Raw genomic sequence first — 26,344 nt, 5'->3', positions numbered from 1 at the left:
GGCCGGATTGCGAGAATGCACGGAAGGGCGCCCCGCGGGGCGCCCTTTTGTTATTGGGCGGAGAGCCTCTCCGCGCGCTCGGCGAGACGGTCGATGGCGGCACTGTGGATGGCCGGGGCGCTCACCAGCAGGCCGAAGGCGCGCGGGTCGCGCTTATTGTAGGCCAGCGGCTTCCCGAAGGCGTCGGTGACGGCCGCCCCGGCCTCGCGCGCGATCAGCGCGGCGGCGGCGATGTCCCACTCGTAGCCCCAGCGCACGGTGGCGACGAGGTCCGCCTCGTCGGCAGCGACCATGGCGACGCGCAAGGCGATGGAATTGGGCTGGTCTACCTTGGTCAGGTCCTGGTCTTCCTTGGGCAGGTCGTGCACCGGCACGCGGGCACCGGTGAACTGCTTGCGCGTGCTGGCCTGCAGCCGCTTGCCATTGCGCCAGGCGCCTTTGCCCGCCGTGGCCGACCAGACTTCCTCGCGCGCGGGGGCCACCAGCGCCCCGATCAGCGGGCGGCCAGCCGAGATCAGCGCCACCGAAACCGCCCAGCCGGTGCGGCCCCGGATGAAATCGCGCGTGCCGTCGATCGGGTCGACCAGCCAGATCAGCCCCTTTTCGAGTCGCTCCGCACTGTCGGCGGTCTCTTCCGACAGCCAGCCGGCCGCAGGCAGCAGCGCGCCCAGTTCGCGGTGGAGGAAGGTGTCCACTTCGAGATCGGCCTCGCACACCAGGCTGCCGGGGGATTTCTCCCAGCTTTTCAGGTCGTGCCCGCCGCCCGGCCACTTGCGTAGCGCCATGTGACCCGCCTCGCGGCAGATCTGTTCGAGTTTCATGCTGTCGATCATCGGTACCGTGGCAAATGCGTCGGGCCGGAAGCGATTGCAAGCGGGCTTCGATAATGCTTTAGCGCGCGCAAACTTTCCGCATCCCAGAATCGAAGGTCCTCCCCCCATGAACATCCACGAATACCAGGCCAAGGAACTGCTCGCGAAATTCGGCGTGGGCGTGCCGACGGGCTATCCGGCGCTGAGCGTCGAGGAAGCCGTCGAAGGCGCGAAGAAGCTTCCCGGGCCGCTGTATGTCGTGAAGGCGCAGATCCACGCCGGTGGCCGCGGCAAGGGCAAGTTCGCCGAACTGCCCACCGACGCGAAGGGCGGTGTTCGCCTGGCCCACAGCATCGAGGACGTCGAGAAGGACGCCAAGGAAATGCTCGGCAACACGCTGGTGACGATCCAGACCGGCGAAGCGGGCAAGCAGGTCAACCGCCTCTACGTCACCGACGGCGTCGACATCGAGAAGGAATTCTACCTGTCCATGCTGGTGGACCGTGCGTCCAGCCAGGTGGCGATGATCGTCTCCACCGAAGGCGGCATGGATATCGAGGAAGTGGCGCACAACACGCCCGAGAAGATCCGCACCATCACCATCGATCCCGCCACGGGCTTCATGCCGCACCACGGCCGCTCGGTCGCCTATGCGCTGAAGCTGGACGGCGCGCTGGCCAAGGCCGCGCAGAAGCTGGCCAAGCAGCTGTACGAGGCCTTCACCGCGCTCGACTGCGAGATGCTGGAGATCAACCCGCTGGTGCAGACCAAGGGCGGCGAGTTGCTGGTGCTCGACACCAAGATGAGCTTCGACGGCAACGCCGAATTCCGCCACCCGGACATCGCCGAACTGCGCGACGAGACCGAGGAAGACCCGATGGAGGTCGAGGCCGGCAAGCACGACCTCGCCTACATCAAGCTCGACGGCAACATCGGCTGCATGGTCAACGGCGCCGGCCTGGCCATGGCGACGATGGACATCATCAAGCTGAACGGCGCCTTCCCGGCCAACTTCCTCGACGTGGGCGGCGGCGCCACCACCGAGAAGGTGACCGCGGCCTTCAAGATCATCCTGTCGGACCCGGCGGTGGAAGGCATCCTGGTCAACATCTTCGGCGGCATCATGCGCTGCGACACCATAGCCGAGGGCATCGTGATCGCGGCCAGGGAAGTCGATCTCGACGTGCCGCTGGTGGTTCGCCTGGAAGGCACCAACGTGCAGCAGGGCAAGGACATCCTCGCCAATTCCGGCCTGCCGATCATCCCCGCAGACGACCTTGGCGATGCCGCCAAGAAGATCGTCGCACAGGTGAAGGAAGCAGCCTGAGGCCCGACGGACAGGGCGCTAGTCGCCCTGCACCACTTCGGCAGCGGCTTCGGTAGCGGCTTCGCCCGCTTCCGCAGCAGATTGCCTGGCCGATTCCACCGACTCTTCGGTGACGACGCCATCTGTGGCGGCGGTATCGCGGATCCCGCCGTCCCAGTAATCGAACCCCATGGCCAATGCGCCAAGGCTGGCGGCCAGCGCCACCAGCATCAGCACCCCGTCGCGCGCCAGCACGGCCAGGCCGAACCCGGCGATGGCGAGCATCGGCACGCTGCTGGCAAAGGGCAGCACCTCGAGGAACGGCACCGTCAGGCACAGCAGCATGACCACGCCCGCCGCCATCTGCGAGAACGGCGTGCGAGTCATGAACTTCAGCCGGCGGTGGAAGTGCCGGTCCATGAAGGCGGCGACCGGGCGCAGCTTCTCTGTCGCCTTCAGCAGCTCCCCGCCTGACATGCTGCGGTTGCCGATAATGCCGGGCAACCACAGACTGCGCCGCCCCAGCATCTTCTGCGCCGCCACCAGCATGACGATCGTGGCAAGGAAGGTGGGGACGCCCGGCACGGCCCCGATCGGCGTGATCTCCATGAGCGCGGGCACCATGATGGCCGGGCCGAAGGTGCGCGTGCCGAAAGTGTGCATCACCTGGTCGAAGGACACCTTGTCATGCTCGCCGGCAAGCTCGGCGAGGTTGTCGAGGATGTCGTTGACCGATTGCGGTGTGGCACTCAAAACATGGGTCTCCCTGCGAGCACAACGGCCCACATACCCGCTGGTTTCTCAGTGCACCCGTTCGAGATGGAAGACCAGCTCCCCGGTCGCACCTTCGGAATTGCGAATCAGTACCGCCACGAGCAACCGGTCGTCACCATCGCAGCGCAGGGTGAGACCGCCGAACCTGGCCGCGCAATGCTCGACCTCGATCAGCCGGAAGGTGACATAGTCGTCGCGCTCTTCCCAGCTCGTCATGTCCGGATTGAAATGCTTGAGCCGCAGTTCGAGCGATCCGTCTACCTCGGACAGGTACATGTGTTCGGAAAAACGGATGTCGCCCGTGTCATCGGTCTGGATGAAGGTGCCGACCATGGTGTCGCCCGTGGCGGGCAGCCAGTGCTCCACCGCCGTATGGCCGCCGATCCCCGTCCCGCGCCAGTGCCCCACCAGCCATTCCATCTGTGTCAGGTCAGCGGCGGGCGGCGCGTAGTCTTCCGGCAAGGTACGGGTTTCCTGCGCCGCGGCGGGAGCGGCAAGCGCCAGCAGGACAGGAGCAATCCAGAAGCGCATGGCCATTCTTCCCTTCCAAGCGTTGGCCCCAGAGAGTAGGCCGCATGGCAGTAGCCGTAAAGCTCCGGCGGGGGCTTGCTTGACCTATACGTCAAGTAGTTTACATAAGCGGCAGAAACGCGAATCCAGTAGAGGGTGTACCACATGAAAATCCTCGTCCCCGTCAAACGGGTCATCGATTACAACGTGAAGCCGCGCGTGAAGGCGGACGGTTCCGGCGTCGATCTTGCCAACGTCAAGATGAGCATGAACCCGTTCGACGAAATCGCCGTGGAAGAGGCGCTGCGACTGAAGGAAGCCGGCAAGGCGGAAGAAGTCGTCGCCGTGTCCATCGGCCCGGCAAAGGCGCAGGAAACGCTGCGCACTGCGCTGGCCATGGGTGCCGATCGCGCCATCCTGGTAGAGACCGACGAGATCGTCGAACCGCTTGCTGTCGCCAAGATCCTCAAGGCCATCGCGGCCGAGGAAGACCCCGGCATCGTGATGCTGGGCAAGCAGGCGATCGACGACGACAGCAACCAGACCGGTCAGATGCTCGCCGCACTGATGGAGCGCCCGCAGGGCACCTTCGCCAGCAAGGTGGAGATCGACGGCGACAGCGTCTCGGTTACCCGCGAAGTCGACGGCGGCCTGGAGACGGTGAAGCTCTCGCTGCCCGCGATCATCACCACCGACCTGCGCCTGAACGAGCCGCGCTATGCCTCGCTGCCGAACATCATGAAGGCGAAGAAGAAGCCGCTCGATACCAAGACGCCGGCTGACTACGGCGTCGACGTGGCGCCGCGCCTGACCACCACCAACGTGTCCGAACCGCCGGTCCGCCAGGCTGGCGAGATCGTCGCGGACGTCGACGCACTGGTTGCCAAGCTCAAAGCCCTGGGAGTCGCCTGATGACTGCTCTTGTTATTGCCGAACACACCGGCGGCCAGGTCGCCGATGCCACCCTCGCCACCGTTACTGCCGCAGCCGCGCTGGGCGGTGACGTGCACGTGCTGGTTGCCGGCGGCGACGATGCCGCAGGCGCAGCCGATGCCGCCGCGAAGATCGCCGGCGTCGCCAAGGTGCTGCTGGCGCAGAATGCCGCCTATGCGCACATGCTGGCGGAGAACGTCGCCCCGCTGATCGTGGGCCTGATGGATGGCTACGACGCCGTCCTCGCGCCCGCCACCACCACCGGCAAGAACGTCATGCCGCGCGTCGCCGCGCTGCTCGACGTGATGCAGGTGTCGGACATCATCAGCGTGGAAGGCCCCAAGGCCTTCAAGCGCCCGATCTATGCCGGCAACGCCATCGCCACGGTTGAAAGCAGCGACCCCAAGCTGGTCATCACGGTGCGTACGACCACTTTCGACAAGGCTGCCGCGGAAGGCGGATCGGCCAGTGTCGAGAACGTGTCCGGCTCGGGTGACGCCGGTCTCTCCAGCTTCGTCGGCCTCGATGCCGTCGAAAGCGAGCGTCCCGAACTCACCAGCGCCGGCATCGTCGTCTCCGGCGGTCGTGCGCTGAAGGACGCGGAGACCTTCGAGCAGGTCATCACCCCGCTGGCCGACAAGCTGGGTGCCGCCATCGGTGCCAGCCGTGCCGCTGTCGACGCGGGCTATGTGCCTAACGATTACCAGGTCGGCCAGACCGGCAAGATCGTGGCGCCGGAAGTCTACATCGCCATCGGCATCTCGGGTGCGATCCAGCACCTTGCCGGCATGAAGGACTCCAAGACCATCGTCGCCATCAACAAGGATCCCGACGCGCCGATCTTCCAGGTCGCCGACATCGGCCTGGTGGCAGACCTGTTCAACGCCGTGCCGGAGCTGACCGAAAAGCTCTGATCCGGCAATCCGGACAAAGTCATTGAAGCGCTCCTCCCCGACGGTTATCAAACGCCCCGGGGAGGAGTTTTCATATGGTTATCCGGAATTTCGCTCTTGCCGCGGCAGCATCCGCAACAGCGCTGGGGACGGCACCCGCCGTGGCTCAGGATGCAGAGGCGCAGGTGTTCCAGCCCACCGGCACATGGACCGCGGATTTTGGCGAAGACTATTGCCGCCTGCTGCGCACCTATAGCGACGGGAACGACCAGCTCACCGTGGCTTTCGAACGCATCCAGCCCGGTCCGTTCATGCGTATGCTCATCATCGGAGACAGCTTCCGCACCTTCCGTGGTGCTGAACGGATCGGTTATGGCTTTGATCCGCTAGGCACCAATGCCAGCAGCGACCTTGCGACATCGCAGACCGGCGACGGGCAACGCCTGTCGATTCTCGGCACGGTATCGCTGAACGACCAGCCCAAGTTCAACCGGGTGTTCCAGGCCCGCGAAGGCGCTGAAGAAGCAAGCCCCGAACCGGAGGCTGTCGAGGATACGCCGCAATTCCCCGGTTACGACCCTGCCGCGGAGCTGGAACGGGCCGGACAGGTCACCAGCATGACTTTCGATGAAGGCATGCGCCGCGATCTGCGGATCGAAACGGGCAACCTCGCCCCGGCAATGGAAGTAATGCAGAACTGCGCGAAAGACCTGCTGCGCGTCTGGGGCATCGACCCGGAGCGCCACCAGAACCTTTCGCGCGGGGCCTTCCCCACGCAGGGCAGGCTGATTTCGAACCGGACCGTCCCCTTCGACCAGTTCGCGCGACTAACCGGCAACTACAACCAGGTCCGGATCATGATCGACGCGGAAGGTGCGGCGACATCGTGCCACATCCATTTCCCGACGCTGGAAGCGAATGTGAACGAGCGCATCTGTGACCAGGTCATGGAGAATGCCAGCTTCTACCCGGCGCTCGACGCGGATGGACAGCCGACCGCGTCCTACTGGCTGGTGCCTGTCTTCGTCCTGTTCGGCCCGCCGGGAAGCTGACTTCGCTTACAGCACCTGCGTCAGGAAGTGGATCGTCACGCCGACGAGTCCGCCCACCAGCGTGCCGTTGATGCGGATGAACTGCAGGTCGCGCCCCACCGCGCGCTCGATGCGGCCGGTGACGGTGCTGGCATCCCAGCTTTTCACCGTGGTGGAGACCAGGCTGACGATCTGCTCGCCATAGCGATTGACCATGCCCACGAGCGTGCGACGGGCGAAACGGTTCACCTGTAGCTGCAGCGCCGGGTCGCTCTGCAGGGTCTTGCCCAGTTCGGCGAGGCTGTGGCCCATCTGTCCGTCCATCGCGCGGTCGGGATTGCGGACCATGTCGATCAGCGACTTGCGCAGCCGCTCCCATACGCCCATCCACCAGTCGGCGACGGCGGGATTGTCGAGCAGGTCGTTCTTCATCCGCTCGACCTTGGCGCGGGTCTCGGGATCGTGTTGCAGGTCGTGCGCCAGCTTCTCCAGCCCTTCCTGCACCTTGCCACGTAGCGGATGTTCGGGGTCGACCAGGATCTCGGCCAGCAGGCGATAGAGGCCGTCGAGTACCGAATTGGCCAACCGGCCGTCCAGACCCGTCCAGCGGATCACGGCATTGGCGCGCTGCTGCACGATATCGCGCACCATTTCCTCGTTGTCTTCCAGCGTCAGGCCGGCCCAGCGGATCATCCCGTCCATCAACGGGCGGTGGCGATCGTCGGCGATTGCGGCTTCGAGCATCTTGCCCAGCAGTGGGGCGATTTCGATCTTCTCCGCCTGCCGCGCCAGACCCGCCTTCACTTGCATCCCCAGGCGGTCGGGATCGAGCGATTCGAGCAGTTCGACCAACAGCTCGGCAGCGCCCGCGCGCAAACGGCCCTCGGTGGTGTCGCCGCCCTTGACCAGGAAATCACCTGCTGCCTTGGCCACGTTCATCTCGCGCATCCGGCGGGCGACCACGACGGGCGTGAGGAAGTTGGAGCGCAGGAACTGCGCCATCGTGTCGGCGATGCGATCCTTGTTCTCCGGGATGATCGCCGTGTGCGGGATGGGGATGCCCAGCGGGTGGCGGAACAGCGCCGTAACCGCGAACCAGTCGGCGAGGCCGCCCACCATCGCCGCCTCGGCGAAGGCATGGACATAGCCCCACACCGGGTGGACGGTGAGCATGTTGTGCGCGAGCAGGAAGATTGCGGCCATGGCCACCAGCAACAGCGTCGCGGTGATGCGCATGCGGCGCGCACGATCGGGCGGCAGCGGCGCGCCGCCCTGCATCGTCAGATCCCGCCTACTCGGCAGGCTGAGGCTCCGCGCGCGGACCGTGCTCGTCACCCGGCTGGTAGGTCAGGAATTTCTCGCGCAACCACGGGCCAAGCTTCTTCTCCAGCCCGTCGGCCAGGCTGAAGCCCGCCGGAACGATCAGCAGCGTCAGCAGGGTGGAAAGCAGCAGGCCGCCGATCACCACCGTGCCCATGGGGGCGCGCCAGGCGCTGTCACCAGTCAGCGAAAGCGCGGTCGGCACCATGCCCGCAGTCATGGCCACGGTGGTCATGACGATGGGCTGGGCACGTTTGTGGCCGGCTTCGATGATGGCAGCCATCTTCTCTGTGCCCGCGGCCATCTCCTCGATGGCGAAGTCGATCAGTAGGATGGAGTTCTTGGCGACGATGCCCAGCAGCATCAGCATGCCGATGAACACCGGCAGCGAGATCGGCAGCGGCTGTCCATTCTGCAGCACGCCGACCACGACCAGGGCGACAAAGCCACCCAGCGGGGCAAGGAACAGCGAGCCCATGTTGACCAGTGGCGACACCAGGCGGCGATAGAGCAGCACCAGCACCGCGAAGACGAGGAACAGGCCCGTCACCACGGCGACGATGAAGCTCTGGATCAGGTCCGCCTGCCACTCGTCCGCACCCACCGGCAGGTTGGAAACGCCGGTCGGCAGGTTGTCCATGATCGGCAGCGAATTGATGGCGTTGAGCACGGTGCCGCGCGCAAAGCCCGGCGCCACGTCGACCCCCACGAACACGCGACGGTTCTGGTTGTAACGCTCGATCGAGGTCGGCCCCATGCCCAGCGAGATGTCGGCCACCCGGTTGAGCGGCACCGAGCCGCCCGTTGCCGTGGGCACCGGTAGGTTCTCGATGGTCGAGAGGTTGCGGCGGGCATCCTCGGCAAGTCGGACCCGGATCGGGATCTGGCGGTCGGACAGCGAGAACTTGGCGGCGTTCTGGTCGATATCGCCCAGCGTCGCGATGCGGATCGCCTGACTCAGCGCCTGCGTGGTGACGCCAAGGCTGGCGGCGAGGTCCTCGCGCGGCTCGATGATCAGCTCGGGGCGCTGAAGGTCGTAGTCGATACGCGGCGCAACGGCGCCATCGACCGTCTCCATCTGTTCGACCAGCGTCGCGGCAGTCTCGAACAGCAGGTCCGGATCGGAGCCGGAGAGCATGATGGAGATTGCCCGACCGGTGCCGCCACCGCCGCCCTGGTTGTTCTGGAAGTTGACGCGCGCGTCGGGAATGTCCTGCAGCACCGGCGTCATCTCACGCTCGAATTCCAGGCTGGAACGCTCACGATCGTCGCGCAGCACCAGGCTGATGCGGCCCGAACCTTCGTTGGCGATGCCCAGCGCCAGCGCGACTTCCTGCTCTTCGCTCAGGCGCGCGGAAATCTCGTCGATCACCGCTTCGGTCTGTTCCAGCGTGGTGCCCGGCACCATCGAGACCGAGATGCGCGAGAAGTCGCTGTCGTTGTCGGGGAAGAACTGCTGCGGCACGCTGCCCGCGATCACCACGGTCAGCAGCAGGGCGAACACGCCCACCAGCATCATCCACACGCGGTGGTCGAGGAAACGCGCGGCAAGGTAGCGCGAGCGGGCCACGTAGGCATTGGCCTCGTAGCCGATGATGCGACCGAGGATCAGGCCGACAACAAAGGTGACCAGGCCGCCGACGACGTAGGCCGGCAGCGCCATCCAGATGAAGGTGGATACAGCCGGCATTTCGAAACCGCCGGCCTCCGCAGCGGCCTCGCCCGCCATGGCCGGGTCGCCGCCACCGCCCATGGCAGGCAGGATGATCAGGAGGAACCAGCCGACCAGCAGCGAAGCGACGTGGAAATACCACCGGGTCGGCGCATGGCCGATACGCTGGCGCATCGCGCGAAAGGCCGTGGTGTCGAGCGACCAGCGCAGAACCTTCATGTAGCGGTCCATCATCGGACCTTCACCGTGCACCGCCTGCCCCTTGGCCTTGAGGAAGTAGGCCGCGACCATGGGCGTTATCATGCGGGCCACGGCCAGCGACATCAGCACGGAGGCGACGACGGTCAGGCCGAAGTTCTTGAAGAACTGGCCGGAAATGCCCGGCATCAGGCCCACCGGCAGGAAGACCGCGACGATACAGAAGGTGGTGGCGACAACCGCGAGGCCGATCTCGTCGGCAGCGTCGATGGAGGCCTGGTAGGCGCTTTTGCCCATGCGCATGTGGCGCACGATATTCTCGATCTCGACGATGGCGTCATCGACAAGGACACCGGCCACCAGTCCGAGTGCGAGCAGCGACAGCGTGTTCAGCGAGAAGCCGAGCAGGTCCATGAAATAGAAGGTCGGGATGGCCGACAGCGGGATCGCCAGCGCGGCGATGATGGTCGCGCGCCAGTCGCGCAGGAACAGGAACACCACGACCACGGCAAGCAGCGCGCCCTCGACCAGCAGCGCCATCGAGCTTTCGTACTGGTCCTTGGTGTAGTCGACCTCGGTGAACAGGCGCGTGAAGGTGACGCCGGGGTTGGCCTCCTGCAATTGCTGCAGCACCTCGATGGCATCGTCATAGACGCGCACGTCGCTCTCGCCGCGCGCACGGGTGATGGAGAACGTAACGACCTGCTTGCCATCGACCTTGGCCACGGTGGTCAGTTCGCCGAAGGAATCGGTGACGCGGGCGATGTCCGACAGCTTGACGAAACGGCCGCCGCCGATGGGAATCTGCGTCTGCGACAGTTCATAGGCGTCGCGGGCATTGCCCAGCACACGCACCGACTGGCGTGACCCGGCGATCTCGGCCTGGCCACCCGCCGCGTTGAGGTTCAGCTGGCGCAGCGAATTGTTCACCTGGCTGGCGGTGACGCCCAGCGACTGCATGCGCGCCGGATCGAGGATGACGAGGATTTCGCGGTCGACACCGCCGCTGCGGCTGACCTCGGCCAGACCATCCACCGTCAGCAGGCGCTTGGTCACCGTATCGTCGATGAACCAGCTGAGCTGCTCCAGCGTCATGTCGTCGGCCGTCACGCCGAAGGAAACGATCGGCTGCGAGCTGGTCTGCTGCTTGAACACGCGCGGTTCGAGAATGCCGTCGGGCAGCTCCCCGCGGATGTTGTCGATCTCGCTCTTCACCTCGTTCACCGCCTCGGCGATGTCGGTGCCCAGCGCGAATTCGATCTGCGTGAAGGAACTGCCTTCCGATGCGGTCGAACGGATATTCTCCACCCCGTCGAGCGTCTGCACCGCCGCCTCGACGCGCTGAGTGATCTGGTTCTCGACCTCCGGCGGCGCGGCGCCCGGCTGCGAAATGTTGACCAGCACCACCGGGAATTCGATGTCCGGCTGGTCCTGGATATCCATGTCCTGGAACGAGAAGATACCGGCCAGCATCAGGCCGATGAACGCCAGGATGGGGACGATCGGATTCCGGATCGACCAGGCAGAGATCTGGTTCAGGTTCATCGTGGGGGCTCTATTGTGCCGTTTCGGTTACAGGACGTACCGTCTCGCCTTCGGTCAGGAAGCCGCCGGCGCGCAGCACGACGCGCTCGTCACCCTGCAGGCCGCTGGCCACGGCGATACCTTCATCGCTGATCATGCCGAGTTCGACATCGCGGCGAACGACAAGGTTCTCGTCATCGATGATGTAGACATAGCTGCCACGGTCGTCCGACATGATCGCACTTTCGGGCAGACGCGGGGCAACCACGGCCTGGCTCGCCATTTCGATCGAGGCAAAGCCGCCCGGACGCAGGGCCGGGTCGTAGGACAAGGCGCAACGCGCGGTGCCCTGGCGGGTAAGCTCGTCGATCACCGGCGACTTCTGCCAAACCTGGCAGGTGAACTGCTGGTCCGTGCCGACCGGCGTCACGAGACCGGTGGCGCCGACGTTGACCGCGCCGAGTTCGACCTCGCCAATGCGCGCCAGCAGTTCCATCTCGCCGCCGCGAGCAATGCTGAACAGCGTGCCGGAGCCGGGACTGACGACCTGGCCGGGCTCGACATTGCGCGTCAGCACCAGGCCGGCGGCCGGAGCGACGATGTTGAGCTGGGCATTACGGGCGCGACGTTCGGCCAGCTGGGCGCGGGCCACTTCGACGCGGGCCACGGCGGCATCGCGCGTAGCGGTCAGCCGGTCGATATCGGCCTGGCTGATGAAGCCACGCTCCACCAGCTGCAGGGCGCGATCGAGATTGGCCTGGGCCAGGTCGGCATCGGCCTGCGCCACATTGATCTGCGCTTCCTGCGCCGATGCCTGCTGGTTCTGCACCGAGCGATCGATCACGGCGAGCACCTGGCCGGCGCGCACCCAGTCACCCGGCTCCACCGCCACGGAGACGACGCGGCCGCCTTCGCCAACCACGCCGACCGGCATTTCCCGGCGTGCTGCCAGCGTGCCGGTGGCATTGATATAACCCTGGATCGTCCCGGCGCCCGGCGAAACGACGGTCACGCGCGGGGTGGTGCTGTCTTCGCCGGCAGCAAAGGGCACCGTCTCCTCACCGCGCGTCAGCAGCCACAGAGCCACCAGCGCACCGACCACGATGACGCCCACGATGGTCCACATCTTGCGGCGCTTGGCGCGCGCGGCTTCGGCTTCCGGATCGCCTTCGAGTAAGACGCCGTCTCGAGTATCTGCAAGATCCACTTTGGTCTCGTAATTCATCGGCAGCTTGCCTTATTCAGAACGCACGCATCCCTACCATAGGTAGCGACAGCGCGCGACCGGCCCCTTTGGCCGTGCACGCGCCCCATAGACCTTAGGAGGGGCGCGGTGCAATGCGCGGTTCTGCAAAGCCGCGATGACTGCCGACGAAACAGGCATTCCGATGCGAAAAAGGACGGAAAGTCGAAGCTTTCCGCCCTTCGTCGACTTTGTAATCTTTTGTCGCGTGGGAAGCGTTTAACGCACCCGTCCGCGCTGGATCAGGTTCATGATGCCCAGCAGCACGACTGCGCCGGCAAGGCTCATGGCCAGCCCGGGAAGGCTGAACTCGGTCAGGGTGGAACCGATGTTGAGGAAGGTCGTGCCGATCCAGCCGCCGAGCAGCGAGCCGATCAGGCCCACGACGATATTCCAGAAAATGCCCATCGAAGCGTCGCGGTTCATGATCATGCTGGCGATCCAGCCGATGACGCCGCCAACGATAATTGCGATAATCCAACCCATTGCTTGTCCTCCTGCGTAACTCCCTCTCTCCCGGGGAATGGGAGGGGGATACGGCAAAGAAAACGCCGGGACCAGCCCGGCGTTCCTAGACTCTTGAATGAGTTTCGGCGTTTGCCTTTCGGCGGAGCGCCGCGCTCAGTACTTGAGCTGGCGCTCGTAAAGGTCGCGATAGTGCTGGATACGGGTGACGCGCAGGCCCTGCATGCCAGAGCGGTCGACCGCCCGCTGCCAGCCCGCAAATTCCTCCAGCGTCAGGTTGTAACGCTCAAGGACTTCGTCGATCGTCAGCAGCCCGCCGTTAACGGCAGCCACGACTTCCGCTTTGCGGCGAACCACCCACCGCTTGGTGTCGGGGGAAGGAAGGTCGTCGATTGTCAGCGGCTCGCCAAGGGGGCCGATTACCTGCGCCGGACGGATTTTCTGGTTCTCGATCATGTATTTCCTCGGGTGGCCGGTGTCTCGCGGTCAGCGCGTTCGTTCGCTTTGCCGCAAGCCCCTTTGCCATTGCCTAAATCATCAGGGTTAACGCCCCGTTCGTCATCGTATTGCCGAAGGGCATCGAGGTGCGATGCCAGGTGCCTTGCCGACCCCGCATCGAAGCTGGCCAGCAACGCGTCCTCGCCATGCGCAAGTTCCGCCCGCAGTTCGCGCGCGGCCTTGAGCTTGGTGACGAGGTCGGTCCAGGTCAGCTCGCACAGCGCATCCTCCGGCGCGGTGCCGGTGGCGGAATTGCGCGAGTCGAGCGCAGCAGGAGGTTTCCCTTCGAACATGACACCAGCCAATAGGGCCGAAGCGTCAAGATCAGGTAAAGCGCGGCTTAACCGAAACTTGAGATGCGTTACCGGGCTTTTGCTGAGCCGCCGTCCCGTGTATGCGCCGCCGCGCAATGTCCGATATCGCCGCCCTTCCCGTCTCGGTTAACGCCGAGGAGCTTTTCGACCTGCCGCGCCCCGCGTCCGAATGCCGGATCGTGGTCGCCATGTCGGGCGGCGTGGACTCCTCCGTGGTGGCGGCCCTGGCGGCCCGTACCGGCGCAGAAGTGATGGGCATCACGCTGCAGCTTTACGACTATGGCGCGGCGACGGGTCGCAAGGGCGCCTGCTGCGCCGGCGACGACATTCGCGACGCGCGTATGGTGGCAGACCGGCTGGGCATCGCGCATTACGTGTTCGACCACGAGTCGAGCTTCCGCGAGGAGGTGGTCGAAACCTTCGCCGACGAATACCTGGCCGGCCGCACGCCCATTCCCTGCATCCGCTGCAACATGGGGCCCAAGTTCACCGACCTGCTGCGCATGGCGAAGGAGCTGGGCGCGGATTGCCTTGCCACCGGCCACTATGTGCGCCGGGTGGTGGGCGAGCACGGCCCTGAACTCCACCGCGCGCTCGATCCCGCGCGCGACCAGTCGTACTTCCTCTACGCCACGACCGAGGAGCAGCTCGACTACCTACGCTTCCCGCTGGGCGGACTGCCCAAGACCGAGGTGCGTGCGATTGCCGAGGAGTTCGGGCTGGTGGTGGCGAACAAGCCGGACAGCCAGGACATCTGCTTCGTGCCCGATGGCGACTATGCCAAGATCGTGAAGGCGATGCGGCCCGAGGGCGGCCGCGCCGGCGAGATCGTGCATGCCGAAAGCGGCGAGGTGCTGGGCCAGCACCCCGGCATCATCCACTACACTGTCGGCCAGCGCCGCGGGCTGGAGATCGGCGGCCAGCCGGAACCGCTCTACGTTGTCGGTCTCGACCCCGAAGGCGCGCGCGTACTCGTCGGACCCAAGCGCATGCTGGCAGTGCAGGCCGCTAAGCTGGTGGAGACCAACCGCATCGGGCCGCTGCCCGACGCACCGCTGACGGCCAAGGTACGCTCGCTGGCCAAGCCGGTGCCGATCGTGCTGGATGGGCCGCTGGGCGACGGCGCGGCGACCACGATCCGCTTCGACACGCCCGAATACGGTGTCGCGCCCGGCCAGGCCGCCGTGATCTATGCCGGCGATCGGGTGGTCGGCGGAGGGTGGATCGAGACGACCGAGAAAGCCTAGCGCCGGACGTCTCAGCCCTCGTAAGGCTCCAGCACGCAGCCGAAGCCTTCCTCGAAACTGGCCGTCTCGCTGTGCAGCAGCGGAATGCTGGCGGTGACGCTGTGTTCGGCCTCGTCCTCGCTCAGCCAGATTGCCGCCATACCCGGCAGCAGGTCGTCTTCGCACTGGTTCAGTTCGCGTCCGCCAAGGTGACGGCAGGAGCAGGCATTCTTCGCCGCATAGCCCGTGCCCGCCTGCGCATAGCCGGTGATGGCATCGCCGAAGAACCAGGCCACTGCCCCGCCGATCACCGCCAATGCGACGAGCAGTTTGAACAATAAGGCGCCGCGACGCTTCGCGGCTGGTTTTGCGGTTGCCATTTGCAAGGTCCTGCAGGAAAGACGACAGCGCCAATGACGCTTCGCTCCTTCTCTAGCCGACTGTTTTCACGCACGCCAATGGTGTTCGTGCCAGCCATCCTGTCCATGGCGGCGCTCGCCGCATGTTCACAGGAGGGGCCACCGCCGGAACAGCCCTTGCCGTCCGCCGCACTGGAAGTCGTGGCGGAAGACCCTGGCGTTCCGCGCGAACAACTGGCCCGCGCCATCGACACGCTGTTCACGGCCGAGGGCCTTGGCGAGACGCGCGCCTTGCTGGTGCTGCACGGGGGCGAGATCGTCGCCGAACGCTATGGCGAGGGCTACGGGCCGGAAATCCGCTTCACCGGCTGGTCGATGTCCAAGTCCGTCACCGGTGTCCTGATCGGGATGCTGATTGCCGACGGACGCCTGCGGCTGGACGATCCCGCGCCGGTGGAACGCTGGCAGCGTCCGGGCGAGCCGCGCAGCGCGATTACCCTGCGCCACCTGCTGCAGATGCGCTCCGGCCTCGACCACGACGAGGCGGTCGACCCCGCCTACACGTCCGACGAAGTGCGCATGCTGTTCATGGACGGACGCGACGACATGGCTGGCTGGGCCCAGGCGCAATCGCTGGCGCACGAACCGGGCAGCACCTTCACCTATTCCACGGCCTCCAGCGTGATCCTCGCCGACATCGCTACCGACACGCTGGCCCCCGATGCCTCCCCGCGCGAGCGACAGGAGGCCATGGCTGGTTACGTGGCGGACCGGCTGGCCGTGCCGCTGGGCATGGATTCGCTGACCGGGGAATATGATGCCAGCGGCACGCTGGTGGGCGGCAGCCATTTCTGGGCGACCGCCCGCGACTGGGCGAAGTTCGGCGAGTTCCTGCGCAACGGCGGTTCGGTTTCCGGGGCCCAGATCGTGCCGCGCGGCTGGATCGAATTCATGCGCCGACCAAGTCCTGCATCGCCCGACTACGGCGGCCAGTTGTGGCTCAACCATCCCTCGGGCGAGGAACGCAAGGCTCTGTTCGACGGAGCGGTGAGCGAGGATATCTTCGCTGCCGTCGGCCACCTCGGCCAATTCGTCATCGTCTCCCCGCGCCAGCGGCTGACGGTGGTGCGGCTGGGCCAGACCGACGACGCAGATCGCCCCGCGCTGGTCGATGCGCTGGAGCGGATCGTCGCGCTCTACCCCTCCAGGTAGAAGCGCCCTTCCACCACGGTTACGCAGTCGCCGGCCAGCACGGCACGGTCGCCGTCGATGCGGCAGGTCGCATGGCCACCGCGCTGCGAGGCCTGGAAGGCGGTGAAGCTGTCGCGGCCAAGGCGCCCGGTCCAGAACGGTGTCAGCGCAGCGTGGGCGGAGCCGGTAAAGCTGTCCTCGTCCACCCCGCCGCCGGGCACGAAGACACGGCTGACCACGTCGGTCTCGGCGCCGGGCGCGGTGCAGATGAACTGGTCGGTCCCCAGTGCCTTCAGCCCGCGCAGGTCCGGTTCGAGCGCCAGCACCTCCGCAGCGGAATCGAACAGGTAGATGCCGTAGCGATCCGGGCTGAGCCAGACCTCTTGCGGCTGCGCGCCAAGCAGCGCGACGGCTTCCGCCCATTCGCCCTGCTCGGTGGGAATGGCGGGCAGTGCCAGCTCGTAGCCGTCGCCCGCGCGGCGCACTTCGAGAATGCCGGCCTTGCGGGTGCGGAAGGTGACGCGCTGCGCATCGGGCATGTAGTCGGGATGGGTCAGCAGCAGGTGGCCGCTCGCCAGCGTGGCATGGCCACACAGGCCGATCTCGTAGGTCGGCGTGCACCAGCGCAGCTCCCAGTCCGCCTCGCCGCTGGCATCGCGCACGAGGAAGGCCGTTTCGGCGAAATTGTTTTCCTCGGCGATAGCCACCAGCACGTCGTCGGGCAGCCATTGCTCCAGCACCATCACGCCCGCCTGGTTGCCCGCGAAAGGACGGTCGGAAAAGGCGTCGACATGCCAGTAAGGCAGGGAACGGCGGGTCATTCGGGTTCGTCCTTCAATTGCGCGAATTCGTCAGCTTCGACCAGCGTGTTGCCCGGCTCGTCGAGATGGCCGCGCGGGTCGATGTGGATGAGCAGCTCGAGGCCGGGAAACTGGCGGCACAGGTCCGTTTCCACCCGCTCGACGATGTCATGCGCGGCCTGCACCGACATGGTGCCGGGCAGATCGACATGAAACTGCGCAAAGTCGCGGTCGCCGCTGGTGCGGGTGCGCAGGTCATGCAGGCGCGAAAGCTCGGGGTGCTTTGCCGCCGCCTCGACGAAGGCGCGACGCTTCTCTTCCGGCCATTCGCGATCCATCAGGTGATCGATGGCCTCGCTCGAAGCCGACCATGCGCCCCACAGCAGCCAGGCGGCAATCGCCAGACCGAACAGCGGGTCGGCCTCGGCAAAGCCGACATACTGGTCCAGCACCAATGCGGCGATCACGGCAAGGTTGAGAAACAGGTCGGACTGGTAGTGGATGCTGTCGGTCTTGATCGCAACCGAGCCGGTGCGGCTCACGACATGGCGCTGCCAGGCCACCAGCCCCAGCGTGGCGACGATGGCGATGGCGGAAACGGCAATGCCCTGCTCCGCCGCCTGCGTTTCCCCGCCCTCAACCAGGCGCACCAAGGCGCGAAAGGCGATGGCCCCGGCGGAGAGCACGATCAGGATGATCTGGAACATCGCCGCCAGCGCCTCTGCCTTGCCGTGGCCGAAGCGATGGTTGTCGTCCGCCGGATGCGCGGCGATCCACACGGCTACCAGAGTCGCCAGGCTGGCCATCAGGTCCAGCCCGGTATCGGCCAGGCTGCCGAGCATGGCGGTGGAGCTGGTCTGCACCACCGCCCAAAGCTTGAGCACCGCCAGCAGCAGTGCCACGCCGATCGAGGCGAAGGCCGCGCTGCGCGTGAGGAAGGCGCGCTTGTCGGTCACGGGTAGAGCAGCGTGCTCGACCATGCGCCGCCGTCACCATCACGGGTGAAGCGGCGACGCTCGTGCAGGCGGTTGGGCCGGTCGATCCAGAACTCGATGGCGCGCGGGGCCAGGCGGAAGCCGGTCCAGTGCGGCGGGCGCGGCACTTCGCCGGCTTGCTCGTACTGCTCGCGGATGACTTCTACCCGGTCGATATAGGTCTCGCGGCGATCCAGCGGGCGCGACTGGTCGCTGGCGGCCGAGCCGACCTGGCTGACATAGGGGCGCGAGTGGAAGTAATCGTCCGCCTGCGCGGCGCTGACCTCGGTCAGCGGGCCTTCGATACGGATCTGCCGGCGCAGGCTCTTCCAGTGAAACAGCAGGGCCGCCTGCGGATTGGCGATGATTTCTCCGCCTTTGCGGCTCTGTGCATTGGTGTAGAACACGAAACCGTCCGGCCCGTGGTCCTTCAGCAGCACCATGCGCACCGATGGTGCGGCGTCAGGCGTCGCCGTTGCCAGCGCCATGGCATGGGGATCGTTGGGTTCGGTTTCCCTCGCTTCGGCGAACCATGTCTCGAACAGCGCGAACGGGTCAGCCTCGGGGATGGCGTTGGCGGGGTCATTCATAGCCAGACGGACCTAGTCCCCCTTTGGCGCGTATGAAAGGCCGCGCTTGCCAAATATCATTGCCTTACCTAGCTAACACACCATGTCCGATCCGTACTCCCTGCTTGGCGTAAGCCGTTCCGCGAGCGAAGCCGACATCAAGTCGGCTTACCGCAAGCTGGCCAAGGAACTGCATCCCGACCGCAACAAGGACAATCCGCAGGCGGCGGAGCGGTTCAGCAAGGTCACGCAAGCCTACGACCTGCTGTCCGACAAGGACAAGCGCGCCCAGTTCGACCGCGGCGAGATCGACGCCGAAGGCAACCCCTCCATGCCGTTCGGCATGGGTGGCGGCTTCGGCGGCGCGCGCGGCGGTCCGGGCGGGAATGCGTATTCTTCACGCGACTTCCAGGGTTTCGGCGGGGCCGAGGACTTGGACCTTGGCGACCTGTTCGAAGGCCTGTTCGGGCGCGGCAACGGTTCGCGCGGCGGCCAGCAGCAGGGCTTCCGCCGTCCGCCTCCACCCCCGCCGCAGAAGGGTGCGGACATTCGCTACAAGCTGGCCGTGCCCTTCGTCGACGCTGCGACGCGGGCAAAGCAACGTATCACGCTGGCCGACGGCAAGACCATCGACCTGGCCCTGCCTGCCGGGGTCGAAGATGGCACGACCATGCGCCTCAAGGGCAAGGGCCGACCCGGCCCCGGCGGCAATGGCGACGGGATCGTGGTGGTCGACATCCAGCGCCACCCCTACTTCTATCGCGATGGCGACGATGTGCGCCTCGACCTGCCGATCCGCCTCGACGAGGCGGTCAACGGCGCGAAGATCAAGGTGCCAACGGTGGATGGCCCGGTCATGCTCACCGTCGCCGCCGGCTCCAGCTCGGGCAAGGTGCTGCGGATGAAGGGCAAGGGCTTCAGCAAGAAGGGCGGCGGCCGCGGGGACCAGCTGGTGACGCTGGAAATCCACCTGCCGGACGACGTCTCCGACCTCGCCAAGAAGCTGGAAGACTGGCAGGATTCGGACGATCCGCGCGAGCATATGGGCCTGTAGCAGCCGCCGCGCGGGCGGGTTTTCTCGACTTAACCGTCCAGCTTGGTAGGATCGCGCAACGATGGCACTTCCGGGCATCAGCGACGAAGACGAGAAGCCGGGCCCGCCGCTGCCCGATCTCTCTCCCGAAGCCCGTCGGCACCTCGCCATGGAAAGACCCGGCGCACTGGCGCGCCTGCGCGGCTCGCTGGGCCGTGGCGAGCGCAGCTGGGAAGTGGTCAAGCGCGTCGCCATCGGCTGCTTCAACGACGGCACGATCCATGCCGGCAACCTCGCCTATATGTCGGTGCTGGCGATCTTCCCTTTTTTCATCCTCGCCGCGGCGGTGTTCTCGGCCATCGGCGAGGAGGGCGAGCGTGCCGCCACCATCAACGCCATCCTCACCGCCCTGCCGCCCGTCGTCGGCGAAGTGATCGGGCCGGTCGCGCGCAACGTGGTCGAGGCGCGCAGCGGCTGGCTGCTGTGGGTCGGCGCACTGGTCGGGCTGTGGACCGTCGGCAGCCTGGTGGAGACCATTCGCGACATTCTCCGCCGCGCCTATGGCACGGAGCCGACGCAGGCCTTCTGGAAGTACCGCGTCCTTTCGACCGGCATCATCATGGTCGCCGTGCTGCTGCTGCTCACCTCCTTCCTCGCGCAGGTGACCATCAGCGCGGCGCAGCAGGTGATCGAGGCCTACTTCCCCGATTTCACCGAAGCGCTAGGCCAGCTGGCCTGGTCGCGCATCGTCCCAGCCTTCGGTCTCTACTTCTCGATCTGGATGCTGTTCATCGCGCTGACCCCGGCCATGTACCGTCACCGGCGCTATCCCAAGTGGCCGGGCGCCCTCCTCGTGACGGTGTGGTGGATCAGCGTGACCCTGGCGCTTCCCCCGGTGCTGCGCCTGCTGTTCACCTACAATCTCACCTACGGCTCGCTCGCCGGTTTCATGATCGTGCTTTTCTTTTTCTGGCTGGTCGGCTTAGGGATGGTGGCAGGTGCGGAGCTCAATGCCGCCCTGGCCGAAACGCCCGAGGAAGAACGGGAACGGCTGGCGGCGGAGCGGGGCGAAATCGAAGCCGGAAAAGAAACATCGGAGGGCAAGGTCGCATGAGTGGACTGATGGCAGGCAAGAAGGGCCTCATCATGGGGCTCGCGAATGACAAGTCGCTGGCCTGGGGCATTGCGCAGAAGCTACATGAGCAGGGCGCGGAAATGGCCTTTTCCTACCAGGGAGAGGCGCTGAAGAAGCGCGTCGCGCCGCTGGCGGAGCGTGTCGGCAGCGATTTTCTGATCGAATGCGACGTGTCCAACATGGAGGCGATGGACGCCACCTTTGCCGAGATCAAGGCAAGGTGGGGCAAGCTCGACTTCCTCGTCCACGCCATCGGCTTCTCCGACAAGAACGAGCTGCGCGGGCAGTATGTCGACACCAGCCTCGACAACTTCCTGATGACGATGAACATCTCCGCCTATTCGCTGGTCGCCGCCGCCAAGCGCGCACGGCTGCTGATGAAGGACGGCGGATCGATCGTCACGCTGACCTATTACGGCGCCGAAAAGGTCGTGCCGCATTACAACGTGATGGGCGTGGCCAAGGCGGCGCTGGAAACCAGCGTGCAGTACCTCGCCAACGACCTTGGTCCGGACAATATCCGCGTCAACGCGATCAGCGCCGGGCCGATCAAGACGCTGGCCGCCAGCGGCATCGGTGATTTCCGCTACATCCTGAAGTGGAACGAGCTCAACTCGCCGCTGCGACGCAATGTCACCATCGAGGACGTTGGCGGATCGGGCCTGTATTTCCTGTCCGACCTGTCGTCGGGCGTGACGGGCGAGGTGCACCACGTCGACGCGGGCTATCACGTCGTCGGCATGAAGCAGGAAGACGCTCCGGATATCGCGCTAAGCTAGGGGAGAATGGCCATGGTGACCGGAGGATGCCGCTGCGGAGCGATCCGCTACGAGGCATCGGGGGAAATCCCGCACCATGCCATCTGCCATTGCCGCGACTGCCAGATGGGTTCGGGCGCGCCGATGGTGGCGTGGATCGCCTTCAAGACCGGTAGCTTCCGCATCACCAAGGGTGAACCGGCGACCTACTCGGCCGACGGCACCGCCATTCGCCAGTTCTGCGGCAATTGCGGCACGCCGCTGTTCTACCTGAACGCGGAAATGCTGCCCGGCATTGTCGATGTGCAGACCGTCACGCTGGACGAACCCGACGCGCAGACTCCTGCCGTGCAAGTGCAGGTCGCCGAGCGGCGCGAATGGATGACAAAGCTATCGGACATGCCGGAGTTCGAACGCTTCCCCGGCAAGTCGGACTGATCAGCCGGCCGGCGGGTTTTCCGGAATGGCATCGGGATCGACCACTTCGGGCAGGGCTTCGTCGTCTTCACCCGGCAGCGGTTCGCCCTGGGCCTGGCGGCGCCGTTCCAGTTCGGCCTCTTCCAGTTCCTCGACGCGGGCCTGCGTCGCCGCAGCCTCGGCGTCGATGGTGGCGAGGCGTTCCTCGCGCTCCTCGGCGATCAGTTCGGCAAAGCGCACGTCGCTGGAGCTGGCGCGCTCGGCATAGGCCTGCTCGATCATCTGCACCGTGCAACCAAGGTCGCCGCCGGCACCGACGGGCGTGCAGCTGAGCGGGCCGAAATCGCCGACCGCTTCGAGAGCCAGCGCGCGCTGGGTCCAGCTTTCGTTCTGCGGTGAGCTGCTCTGGCGCAGGCGCTGCGGGATGCGATAGCGCTCGCTCTCGTCCAAACGGGCGCAGACGGTGATCATGTCATCGGTCGATTCGGGACATTCGTCGTCACCGTAGATGATGACCTGGTTGACGCGGTCGCCGCCCTCGTCCTGCGCGGCGGCAGGGGTGGCGGCGAGGCCGACAGCAATGGCGCTGGCAGCAGTCAGGGCGAAAATGCGGGTCATCGTTATCCTCATAAATCCAATGGCACCGATTACAGCGCCTTCCTGCTTGAACACGCCATGAAGCGCGGGCGATTCACATGACGTGGATCAAATCTTCTCCGACAGCTTGATCGCCGCACGACAACCCAGCCGGATCGCGCCGTAAAGCAGCGGATAGGCAGGCGCCTTTTCCGCGCCATGGGCGAGGGCGGCGTCGCGGTGTTCGCGCTCGTCCTCGCGGAAACGGTGGATCATGTCGGCCAGTTCGGGATCGTCGCCGTCGCGCTCCAGCTCCTCGAGCTGGCGCGAATAGTGCTGGTCGATCTCTTCCTCGATGGCCGCGGTGCAGGCCATGGCCGCCTCCGGGCCGATCAGCGCCGTGCCCGCGCCCAGCGCATAGCCGGCAACGTTCCAGAACGGCTGCAGGGCGGTGGGGCGCACGCCGCGCTTCGCAATCAGCGCATCGAATTCCTCGCGGTGGCCGCGCTCCTGCTCTGCCATGGCACGGATTTCCGCCGAGTGCGGGCCGCGATCGCCCATAACCGCCAGCTGGCCGGCGTAGATGCGGGTCGCCCCGAATTCGCCCGCCTGGTCGACGCGGATCATTTCCTCGCGGCTCTTGTTCATGCCTTCTTCTCCCCAGTCGCTTTCTCTCGGGCCAGCAGCAGCACCCATATGGCGATTGCGCCGCCGATGGAAAGGAGCGCGTTCCACCCAGCCAGCGAAATGCCGATGAAGCGCCAGGCAGCCTCGTCACAGCGGACGAAGTCGAGCGACAGCGGGTCCGACGCGGTGCAGCCGAGCGGGCTTTGCCACCAGCCATATTCGACACCGGCATGGAATGCACCGATGGCACCGGAAATGCCGATGGCCAGTGCGGCCAGGCCAATCCACACGCGCTTTGGCGCGGCGAAGGTCGAGATGAGGGCCAGGGCTACCGCAGCGAAATGCGGATAGCGCTGCCACCAGCACAACTCGCACGGGAACAGGCCGAAGCCGTATTCGGAGATGTAGGCACCGGCGAGCAGCAAGGCCGGAACGGCCAGTGCCAGCCGCTGCGCGAGCCTGTCGGAAATGGGGAGGGGGTTGGTCATGCGCCCTTACTCCGACAACCAGCGTCGGAGCGCAACTCCCATCCTACCTCCGGGCGACGGTTACGCCAGCCGTGCGGCGCAGGGTACGCACCGCGTAATCCAGCTGGAAGTCGTCGATGCCCTGCTCCTGCAACTCGGCTGCCGTCAGCTGGAAGCGCGGGTCGTCGAGCCGGTCACGCTCGAGGTTCTCGTCTTCGACGCCCAGTTCGCCGACGAGGTGGCCGCGCAGGTCGCTCTCGCGCAGGGCGAGGCGCTGGCGACGCTCTGCATCCGGATCGGACAGCTGCGGCACGCGGATATCGGGCTCGATCCCGCCTTCCTGCACGCTGCGGCCCGAAGGCGTGTAATAGCGTGCGGTGGTGAGCTTAAGGGCAGCATCGCGCGAAAGCGGCAGCAGCGTCTGCACGCTGCCCTTGCCGAAGCTGCGCTCGCCCATCACCAGCGCACGGCGGTGATCCTGCAAGGCACCGGCGACGATCTCGCTGGCCGAGGCCGAGCCTTCGTCGATCAGCACGATCAGCGGCAGGCCCGCGGCCACGTCGCCGCGGTAAACGGTTTCGGCATCGTAATAGATCGTGTCGCGGCTGCTGCGACCGCGCTGCGAGACGATCTGACCGCTGGAAAGGAACAGGTCGGACAGGGCCACCGCCTCGTCCAGCGATCCGCCCGGATTGCGACGCAGGTCGAGCACCAGACCGCCGAGGCGACCGGTTGCCTGCTCCTGCAGGTCGCGAATGCCGCGGCGCACGTCGGCGCCGACGTCGGCGGAGAATTCGTTGACGCTGATGTGGCCGATGTTGCCGTCCAGCAGTTCCCAGGTCACCGGCTCCAGCTCGATCACGCCGCGCGTCACGGTGACTTCGAAGCTGTCCTCGCGTCCGGGACGGAAGATGGTCACTTCGATATTGGTGCCTGCGGGACCGCGCATCTGCGCCACGGCGTCGTTCAGCTCGAGGCCGTAGATCAGGTCGCCGTTGATGTGGGTGATATAATCACCGGCCTTGATGCCGGCCACTTCGGCCGGGCTGCCACGGAAGGGCGAGATCACCTTAACCGCGCCGTCTTCCATCTGCACCGAGATACCCAGGCCCTGGTAGTTGCCGTCGATCATGGTGTTGAGGCGTTCCAGCGCCGCACCGTCGAGATAGGCCGAATGCGGATCGAGCGATGCCAGCATGCCGTCGATCGCTCCGCGGATCAGCACGTCGTCCTCAACCGGCTCAACATAGCTGGCCTTGATGCGCTGGTACGTCGCGTAAAGCCGCGCGAATTCGGGCGAGGCGCGGCCTTCGACCTGCGCCAGGGCAGCCGTGGTGGCGGGAACGAGCGCAACGGCCGTGCACAGGGCAGCAGCGCGAATCGCAGGGGCAAACTTCATAAATCGTGTCCTCGGCAAGGAGGGGAGTCCCATTGGTGCTTTTATAGCATGGTCTCGCTTAACGCCAGATGATGCGCCGAAACGCCCCTGACGGGGACATAAAGGCGCTCAACCGGCGTAGAGCAGCGGGTTTACCGGTTCTCCTTCGCGCCGCAGTTCCAGCGTCACGCTGGGATCGCTCGGCCCGGCGACTCCGATGGGTGAGCCGCTCACCAGTTCTTCGCCTACGGTGACATCGCTGCGGGCAAGTCCGGTGACGAGGCTGGTCCAGCCGCCCGGGTGCTCGATGATGACGATGCGGCCATACCCGCGATAGGCTCCGGCGAAGGCGACGCGTCCGGCAGCCGGTGCCACCACCTGCGCGCCGCCGATGGGCGCAAGGGTAATGCCCTGGCTGAGGCCCGAGGGCAGCGGCGCGCCGAAACCGGTGAGCGTGCGGCCGGAGACCGGCAACATGTAGGGGCGCGGCGCCCCAGCCTGGCGCTGCGATGGCGTAGGCGAAGGTGCGGCGGCGACTTCCGAGGCTGCCGGATCGGCCGGGCGCAGGCGCGGTCCGGGCAGCGCCGCAAGGCGACTGCGAAGCGCGGCCGCGCGATCCAGTTCGCCAAGGAACTGGTCGAGGTCGCGCGCCTCCTCTGCCAGTGCCAGTGCGCGCTCGGCCTCGCGGTTGGCGCTGCTGCCGGCTGCCCGAGCGGCCAGGCGCTGGCGGGTCTCGATCTCGGCCAGTTCCTCGCGCCGTGCTGCCAGTTCCGTCTCTTCGGCTTCTAGCACCTGTGCGGCGGCCAGGGCCTCGCGCCGCAATTCGCGGCTGCGGTCGATGCGGTTGCGCAGACCCTGCGTGCTCGCCTGCACCTGTGGTACGCGGTCGTGCAGCAGGGCCCGCAGATAGACGACGTCCTTCACCGATCCCGGCCGCAGGATGGAAAGCGCCATCGGCCGGCGGGAGAATTGCTGCAAGGCGGCGGTCAGTTCGACCACCGGTTGCTGCTCGCGTCCCAGCTCTTCGCGCAGGTCGGCCTGTTCACGGTCGATCATGGCAATCCGCGCGCGGGCGGCGGTGATACCCGCTTCGGCCTGCTGGATCCGGGCAGCCAGCGCGGCCGCCTGGCTGGCGGCGCGCTCGGCGGCATCCTCAGCCTGCTGCGCCTGCTGTTCGAAGCGGGCGCTGCGCGCTTCGGCGGCGGCACGTTCCTGCAAGGCTTCCGAGAGCGAGGCGCGCATGTCCTCCGGGCTCTGGCTGGCAGGCGCAAGCTGGCCCGACGCCGCAACGGCGCAGAAGGCAAGCGAACCGACGAGGAGCAGCCAGCGATGCATCAGGTG

At 66.1% G+C, this 26,344-nt stretch carries 28 protein-coding genes; 10 read left to right on the top strand and 18 right to left on the bottom strand.

Features of this window, described 5'->3' with window-relative positions; translation table 11 throughout:
- Positions 1–50 precede the first annotated feature (50 nt).
- Complete coding sequence (locus tag OZN62_RS09990; RefSeq protein WP_269099498.1) at positions 51–833, bottom strand: 3'(2'),5'-bisphosphate nucleotidase CysQ; 783 nt, start codon at positions 831–833, stop codon at positions 51–53.
- Positions 834–939: 106 nt separating this feature from the next.
- Here OZN62_RS09990 and sucC point away from each other — a divergent pair, with 106 nt between their 5' ends.
- Entirely contained in the window at positions 940–2,139 is a 1,200-nt protein-coding gene (gene sucC, locus OZN62_RS09985; RefSeq protein ID WP_269099497.1) for an ADP-forming succinate--CoA ligase subunit beta, read from the top strand.
- An 18-nt stretch (positions 2,140–2,157) separates the two neighbouring features.
- Here the strand turns inward: sucC and OZN62_RS09980 are convergent, their stop codons facing one another.
- Together OZN62_RS09980 and OZN62_RS09975 are read right to left on the bottom strand one after the other, a co-directional pair.
- A complete protein-coding gene (locus tag OZN62_RS09980) occupies positions 2,158–2,871 on the bottom strand; it encodes an exopolysaccharide biosynthesis protein (protein WP_269099496.1) in 714 nt (237 codons plus the stop codon).
- Between the two features lie 48 nt (positions 2,872–2,919).
- Positions 2,920–3,423 (bottom strand): DUF6265 family protein, encoded by a 504-nt coding sequence (locus OZN62_RS09975; RefSeq protein WP_269099494.1) that lies wholly within the window; start codon positions 3,421–3,423, stop codon positions 2,920–2,922.
- A 144-nt stretch (positions 3,424–3,567) separates the two neighbouring features.
- Here OZN62_RS09975 and OZN62_RS09970 point away from each other — a divergent pair, with 144 nt between their 5' ends.
- The 3 genes from OZN62_RS09970 (at position 3,568) to OZN62_RS09960 (ending at position 6,280) form a co-directional block, all read left to right on the top strand.
- Positions 3,568–4,314 (top strand): electron transfer flavoprotein subunit beta/FixA family protein, encoded by a 747-nt coding sequence (locus tag OZN62_RS09970; protein WP_269099492.1) that lies wholly within the window; start codon positions 3,568–3,570, stop codon positions 4,312–4,314.
- Complete coding sequence (locus tag OZN62_RS09965) at positions 4,314–5,249, top strand: electron transfer flavoprotein subunit alpha/FixB family protein (RefSeq protein WP_269099491.1); 936 nt, start codon at positions 4,314–4,316, stop codon at positions 5,247–5,249. The genes OZN62_RS09970 and OZN62_RS09965 overlap by 1 nt, the downstream gene beginning before the upstream one ends.
- Before the next feature lie 74 nt (positions 5,250–5,323).
- The gene (locus OZN62_RS09960) at positions 5,324–6,280 is read left to right on the top strand and encodes a hypothetical protein (protein ID WP_269099490.1); all 957 of its coding nucleotides are present in this window, start codon (positions 5,324–5,326) and stop codon (positions 6,278–6,280) included.
- 6 nt (positions 6,281–6,286) lie between these two features.
- On the opposite strand, the gene OZN62_RS09955 is transcribed toward OZN62_RS09960, so the two are convergent.
- The 6 genes from OZN62_RS09955 to OZN62_RS09930 all read right to left on the bottom strand — a co-directional run bounded on the left by OZN62_RS09955 (position 6,287) and on the right by OZN62_RS09930 (position 13,472).
- Entirely contained in the window at positions 6,287–7,537 is a 1,251-nt protein-coding gene (locus tag OZN62_RS09955) for a DUF445 domain-containing protein (RefSeq protein ID WP_269099489.1), read from the bottom strand.
- A 13-nt stretch (positions 7,538–7,550) separates the two neighbouring features.
- The gene (locus OZN62_RS09950; RefSeq protein ID WP_269099488.1) at positions 7,551–10,994 is read right to left on the bottom strand and encodes an efflux RND transporter permease subunit; all 3,444 of its coding nucleotides are present in this window, start codon (positions 10,992–10,994) and stop codon (positions 7,551–7,553) included.
- A 10-nt stretch (positions 10,995–11,004) separates the two neighbouring features.
- Positions 11,005–12,198, bottom strand: a complete 1,194-nt coding sequence (locus tag OZN62_RS09945; protein ID WP_269099487.1) for an efflux RND transporter periplasmic adaptor subunit — start codon at positions 12,196–12,198, stop codon at positions 11,005–11,007.
- A gap of 237 nt (positions 12,199–12,435) precedes the next feature.
- Positions 12,436–12,702 (bottom strand): GlsB/YeaQ/YmgE family stress response membrane protein, encoded by a 267-nt coding sequence (locus OZN62_RS09940; RefSeq protein WP_269099484.1) that lies wholly within the window; start codon positions 12,700–12,702, stop codon positions 12,436–12,438.
- A gap of 135 nt (positions 12,703–12,837) precedes the next feature.
- Positions 12,838–13,137, bottom strand: coding sequence for a CtrA inhibitor SciP (gene sciP / locus OZN62_RS09935; RefSeq protein WP_269099483.1), 300 nt, complete (start codon positions 13,135–13,137; stop codon positions 12,838–12,840).
- On the bottom strand, positions 13,134–13,472 hold the full coding sequence (locus OZN62_RS09930; RefSeq protein ID WP_269099482.1) for a hypothetical protein: 339 nt from the start codon (positions 13,470–13,472) through the stop codon (positions 13,134–13,136). Before OZN62_RS09930 ends, sciP begins: the two co-directional genes overlap by 4 nt.
- Before the next feature lie 116 nt (positions 13,473–13,588).
- On the opposite strand from OZN62_RS09930, the gene mnmA reads away from it, so the two are divergent.
- Positions 13,589–14,740, top strand: a complete 1,152-nt coding sequence (gene mnmA / locus OZN62_RS09925; RefSeq protein ID WP_269099481.1) for a tRNA 2-thiouridine(34) synthase MnmA — start codon at positions 13,589–13,591, stop codon at positions 14,738–14,740.
- Between the two features lie 11 nt (positions 14,741–14,751).
- Here mnmA and OZN62_RS09920 read toward each other — a convergent pair whose 3' ends face one another.
- Complete coding sequence (locus tag OZN62_RS09920; RefSeq protein WP_269099480.1) at positions 14,752–15,099, bottom strand: hypothetical protein; 348 nt, start codon at positions 15,097–15,099, stop codon at positions 14,752–14,754.
- A 78-nt stretch (positions 15,100–15,177) separates the two neighbouring features.
- Here OZN62_RS09920 and OZN62_RS09915 point away from each other — a divergent pair, with 78 nt between their 5' ends.
- A complete protein-coding gene (locus tag OZN62_RS09915) occupies positions 15,178–16,290 on the top strand; it encodes a serine hydrolase domain-containing protein (RefSeq protein WP_269099478.1) in 1,113 nt (370 codons plus the stop codon).
- On the opposite strand, the gene OZN62_RS09910 is transcribed toward OZN62_RS09915, so the two are convergent.
- The 3 genes from OZN62_RS09910 to pdxH are packed head-to-tail and all read right to left on the bottom strand — an operon-like array spanning position 16,275 to position 18,633.
- Entirely contained in the window at positions 16,275–17,090 is an 816-nt protein-coding gene (locus OZN62_RS09910) for a PhzF family phenazine biosynthesis protein (RefSeq protein WP_269099476.1), read from the bottom strand. The genes OZN62_RS09915 and OZN62_RS09910 overlap by 16 nt on opposite strands.
- Positions 17,087–18,025 carry a cation diffusion facilitator family transporter gene (locus tag OZN62_RS09905; protein ID WP_269099474.1) on the bottom strand — a complete coding sequence of 313 codons (939 nt, stop codon included), beginning with the start codon at positions 18,023–18,025 and terminating at the stop codon, positions 17,087–17,089. Before OZN62_RS09905 ends, OZN62_RS09910 begins: the two co-directional genes overlap by 4 nt.
- Positions 18,022–18,633, bottom strand: a complete 612-nt coding sequence (gene pdxH / locus OZN62_RS09900; protein WP_269099473.1) for a pyridoxamine 5'-phosphate oxidase — start codon at positions 18,631–18,633, stop codon at positions 18,022–18,024. The genes OZN62_RS09905 and pdxH overlap by 4 nt, the downstream gene beginning before the upstream one ends.
- Positions 18,634–18,715: 82 nt before the next feature.
- On the opposite strand from pdxH, the gene OZN62_RS09895 reads away from it, so the two are divergent.
- The 4 genes from OZN62_RS09895 (at position 18,716) to OZN62_RS09880 (ending at position 21,976) form a co-directional block, all read left to right on the top strand.
- The gene (locus OZN62_RS09895) at positions 18,716–19,666 is read left to right on the top strand and encodes a DnaJ C-terminal domain-containing protein (protein WP_269099472.1); all 951 of its coding nucleotides are present in this window, start codon (positions 18,716–18,718) and stop codon (positions 19,664–19,666) included.
- 61 nt (positions 19,667–19,727) lie between these two features.
- Positions 19,728–20,759, top strand: coding sequence for a YihY/virulence factor BrkB family protein (locus tag OZN62_RS09890; protein ID WP_269099471.1), 1,032 nt, complete (start codon positions 19,728–19,730; stop codon positions 20,757–20,759).
- Complete coding sequence (gene fabI / locus OZN62_RS09885; RefSeq protein ID WP_269099470.1) at positions 20,756–21,559, top strand: enoyl-ACP reductase FabI; 804 nt, start codon at positions 20,756–20,758, stop codon at positions 21,557–21,559. Before OZN62_RS09890 ends, fabI begins: the two co-directional genes overlap by 4 nt.
- Positions 21,560–21,571: 12 nt before the next feature.
- The gene (locus OZN62_RS09880; protein ID WP_269099469.1) at positions 21,572–21,976 is read left to right on the top strand and encodes a GFA family protein; all 405 of its coding nucleotides are present in this window, start codon (positions 21,572–21,574) and stop codon (positions 21,974–21,976) included.
- Here OZN62_RS09880 and OZN62_RS09875 read toward each other — a convergent pair whose 3' ends face one another.
- The 5 genes from OZN62_RS09875 to OZN62_RS09855 form a co-directional block, all read right to left on the bottom strand.
- Entirely contained in the window at positions 21,977–22,573 is a 597-nt protein-coding gene (locus OZN62_RS09875) for a hypothetical protein (protein ID WP_269099468.1), read from the bottom strand. It lies immediately after the preceding gene.
- A gap of 87 nt (positions 22,574–22,660) precedes the next feature.
- Complete coding sequence (locus OZN62_RS09870) at positions 22,661–23,179, bottom strand: demethoxyubiquinone hydroxylase family protein (RefSeq protein WP_269099467.1); 519 nt, start codon at positions 23,177–23,179, stop codon at positions 22,661–22,663.
- Complete coding sequence (locus tag OZN62_RS09865) at positions 23,176–23,646, bottom strand: disulfide bond formation protein B (protein WP_269099466.1); 471 nt, start codon at positions 23,644–23,646, stop codon at positions 23,176–23,178. Before OZN62_RS09865 ends, OZN62_RS09870 begins: the two co-directional genes overlap by 4 nt.
- 43 nt (positions 23,647–23,689) lie before the next feature.
- On the bottom strand, positions 23,690–25,024 hold the full coding sequence (locus tag OZN62_RS09860) for a S41 family peptidase (protein WP_269099465.1): 1,335 nt from the start codon (positions 25,022–25,024) through the stop codon (positions 23,690–23,692).
- Positions 25,025–25,132: 108 nt separating this feature from the next.
- Positions 25,133–26,338, bottom strand: a complete 1,206-nt coding sequence (locus tag OZN62_RS09855) for a murein hydrolase activator EnvC family protein (RefSeq protein WP_269099464.1) — start codon at positions 26,336–26,338, stop codon at positions 25,133–25,135.
- Positions 26,339–26,344 lie beyond the last annotated feature (6 nt).

Source organism: Aurantiacibacter sp. MUD11 (genome assembly GCF_026967575.1).
Classification (GTDB): domain Bacteria; phylum Pseudomonadota; class Alphaproteobacteria; order Sphingomonadales; family Sphingomonadaceae; genus Alteraurantiacibacter.
This window is presented reverse-complemented; position numbering and strand designations above follow the sequence as displayed.